This window comes from Ferrovum myxofaciens, assembly GCF_000735045.1.
GTDB lineage: Bacteria > Pseudomonadota > Gammaproteobacteria > Burkholderiales > Ferrovaceae > Ferrovum > Ferrovum myxofaciens.
In genome coordinates, this window is record NZ_JPOQ01000280.1 from 1 (window position 1) to 1,993 (window position 1,993).

Consider the following 1,993-nt stretch of genomic DNA (forward strand, 5'->3'; position numbering starts at 1 on the left):
CCTGTAGATGCCCGCAAGTCCTATGACGGACTCTATGCCCTGGCACGCAACGAGATGAAGCAGGATCCCCTGAGCGGACACCTGTTCTGCTTCATCAATCGGCGTGCCAACCAGATCAAAGTTTTAGCTTCGTCAGTGGAATCGGTGGGTAATTGTAGTCGGTTTTCAACCTGAATTTCCATCTTCAGACGACTTCATGAGGAACCGATAGAACTTCCGGCATGAGGCATCAAAGGCGTCTTGCTCCTGCTTGGTGATCCGGGGCCAGATGAGCGGGCCACCGTCTTCTTCGAGTAGCCCAAGGATTACTTTCTCGACAGGCTGGCGACAAAGGTGGGGATCCTCCTGGCGGCGTCGGATCACTTCGCCTCCCAGCATCCACAAATGGTCGCGATGACGGCGTAGTGTACTGGCGGCGAGGTTTCTGGCCAACAGGTGCAACAGGAAGGGTTTGAAGAACTCAACGACGAGGTGTCCCGGAGCGAGATCGCTCTCCTCATAGGACCAACTTTTCGGCCAGTTCTCTATATCCGGGCAATACTGGAGCAGCGTGTGAGCGGCACCCTTATCGGCGACAATGTTGACCTTACTCACCTTCCGTTTTTCGCCACTCATGTTACTCACCCGTCTGCTCAATGCGTGTCATCATTTTCCCGGCTTTGTTTATACCGACGCCCGATTGTGCGAGGAGGCCAAATCCATCGAGATCGATGTGCGTCCCAGGCTTGGCTCCAAACCACGCTGTTCCGGATGTGGGCAATCCGCCCCATGCTATGACCACCGCGACTGTCGGCGGTTTGAATTCATTCCAATCTGGGGCTTTGCCGTGTTCCTACTGTACCGCATGCGGCGAGTGGATTGCCAGCGTTGCGGGGTCACCGTCGAAGAGGTGCCCTGGGGTATGGGCAAGCACACACTGTGCAAAGCCTACATGTTGTATCTGGCCCACTGGGCACGCAAACTGTCGTGGAAAGAAACCGCGCAGAGTTTCCACACCAGTTGGGAGAAGGTCGTTCAGTCGGTGGAGTATGTGGTGCAATGGGGGCTGGCGCACCGGGAACTGGGCACGATCCGCGCCATTGGCGTGGATGAAATCCAGTACGGGAAAGGGCATCGATATCTGACGCTGGTATACCAGATCGAGGCCGGTTGCGTCCGGCTCCTGTGGGTTGGCAAGGAACGGACACTGGAAAGTTTCGGGAAGTTCTTTACCCTGATCGGCAAGGAACTGGCCGAGAAGATCGAGTTCGTCTGCTCCGATATGTGGAAGCCCTATCTCACGCTGATCGAGAAGCATTGCACGAACGCACTGAATATCCTTGACCGGTTCCACATTGTCGCCAAACTGAATCTGGCGCTCGACGAAGTGCGCGCCTCCGAGGCCAGACGACTGGTTCAGGACGGCTATGAGCCAGTGTTGAAGAAATCGCGCTGGTGCCTGCTCAAACGCAGGACCAATCTGACCCCAAAGCAACGGGTCAAATTGCGTGATGTCCTCCGCTACAACTTGCAGAGCGTGCGGGCTTACCTTTTCAAGGAATATTTCCAGCAGTTCTGGGACTACGATTCGCCCACCTGGGCAGGGAAGTTTCTCGATCAATGGTGCGCGGAAGTCATGCGCTCAAAGATCGAGCCGCTGAAGAAATTCGTCCGCACCGTCCGCAATCATCGCGAACTCATGCTCAACTATTTCCGGGCCCGAAAACAGTTTTCCAGCGGCATTGTCGAGGGTCTGAACAACAAAGCCAAAGTCACCATGAGAAAAGCGTACGGCTTCCGGACCTTTGAAATGCTGGAACTCTCGCTATATCATGTACTTGGAAAACTACCAGAACCAAAACTTACCCACACATTTTACTGACGAACCAAGTTTTATGGTGGGATCGCTCCGGTTTTTGTGTTTGGAGTAAACGCCTGGAGCAGGGAAGATTCTTCTCGGACTGGAGCCAGATTCGCTCCTGTGAAACCGATTGGACCCATCTCAAACTTCTGC

Annotated in this window: 4 protein-coding genes; 3 read left to right on the forward strand and 1 reads right to left on the reverse strand. The window is 54.5% G+C overall.

The window, feature by feature from the left end:
* Positions 1 to 174 (forward strand): IS66 family insertion sequence element accessory protein TnpB (tnpB, locus tag IV91_RS19855; RefSeq protein WP_150112509.1); only part of this gene is annotated, 174 nt, incomplete at its 5' end.
* Here tnpB (IV91_RS19855) and IV91_RS0113505 read toward each other — a convergent pair.
* Entirely contained in the window at positions 166 to 615 is a 450-nt protein-coding gene (locus IV91_RS0113505; protein ID WP_197456564.1) for a hypothetical protein, read from the reverse strand. The genes tnpB (IV91_RS19855) and IV91_RS0113505 overlap by 9 nt on opposite strands.
* Here IV91_RS0113505 and IV91_RS0113510 point away from each other — a divergent pair.
* Both IV91_RS0113510 and tnpB (IV91_RS19860) read left to right on the forward strand, forming a co-directional pair.
* The gene (locus IV91_RS0113510) at positions 614 to 1,861 is read left to right on the forward strand and encodes an ISL3 family transposase (RefSeq protein ID WP_031599321.1); all 1,248 of its coding nucleotides are present in this window, start codon (positions 614 to 616) and stop codon (positions 1,859 to 1,861) included. The genes IV91_RS0113505 and IV91_RS0113510 overlap by 2 nt on opposite strands.
* On the forward strand, positions 1,858 to 1,993 hold a 136-nt coding region (gene tnpB / locus IV91_RS19860; RefSeq protein ID WP_411464093.1), incomplete at its 3' end, for an IS66 family insertion sequence element accessory protein TnpB. The genes IV91_RS0113510 and tnpB (IV91_RS19860), both read left to right, overlap by 4 nt.